The sequence below is a fragment of the Roseateles sp. P5_B10 genome, from assembly GCF_056400485.1.
Genome location: NZ_JBFULE010001305.1, coordinates 1 through 968, shown reverse-complemented (window position 1 = coordinate 968; position 968 = coordinate 1). Strand labels below are relative to the sequence as shown.

General features: G+C 71.0%; 1 protein-coding gene. It reads right to left on the bottom strand.

Annotation, left to right across the window (positions count from 1 at the left end):
* Positions 1-968, bottom strand: a 968-nt coding sequence (locus AC1DU6_RS32915; RefSeq protein ID WP_477862488.1) for a hypothetical protein, incomplete at both ends; no start/stop codon positions are given.

The window sequence follows — 968 nt, the reverse complement described above, 5'->3', positions numbered from 1 at the left end:
GTTCCAGGAAGCGCAGGTGCAGGTAGAGGGCGAACAGCGGTTTGGTGTGGTGGCTGCCGATGCTGGTGCCACCGACATGCCAGACCGGCGCCTCGCTGGCCATGGGCACGAAGCGCGGCGTCCAGCCCTCTGCCTGGGCCACGATCAGCAGCACGTGCAGGGTGTCGAAGAAGCCCTGGTAGGGCTTCAGGTAGCTGCGCGGCCCGAGATGCAGTTGTGCAAAAGGCTCGGCCACCGAGGCCGGAGCGCGACGGTACAAGCGCGCGTCGACCTGCCAGCGCTCCATCAGCTCGCGCAGCACCGGGGCGTTGAGGAAGAGCAGATGCGTCAGCGGGTAGGCCAGGCCGGTCCCCTCGCTGCGGGCCTCGAAGCAGCTGACCATGCTGTCCCGCCCCGTGGGCAGCAAGCGCGGCAACAGGCCGCCGTCAAAGACGTAGGCGTCATGGTCGAGGATGCCAAAGCTGGCGCCCTCGGTGCGCAGCAGCAGGCTGACGACCGCGCCATGCGGTGCGCTGGACGCCGGCAGCGTCGGCAGCACATGCAGGGGCAGCGTCGGGAAGCGCCGCGCCAGCCATTGCCGTTCCCAGCGCCGGGCGCCGTTCGCCAGCAGCACCAGCTGTGCGCTGTCCACGAGCAGGCTCAGGCAGGGCTGCAGGAAATGCAGCGTCTGCGGCATCACGATGACGTAAAACCGCGGCCGGCCGTCTTGCGGCAGCCGCTGCTGGAACTCGGCGCAGCGCCGCGCGCCGGCAGTGCCGCTCAGCAGCGCCGCATTGCAGGGCTGGGCAAGTGCGCGCCAGGCGCGCAGCAGCACGGCCGCCGGCAACTGCCACAGCAGCGCCTGGGCCTTGCCGAAGCCGCGCTGGCGCAGCGGCGCCAGCGCGGCCCGCAGCACACGCAGATGGGCGAACAGGCCGAAGCGCATCAGCAGCCGGCCAGCTTGAGCCGCCCCCAGAGCCAGCCGGTCT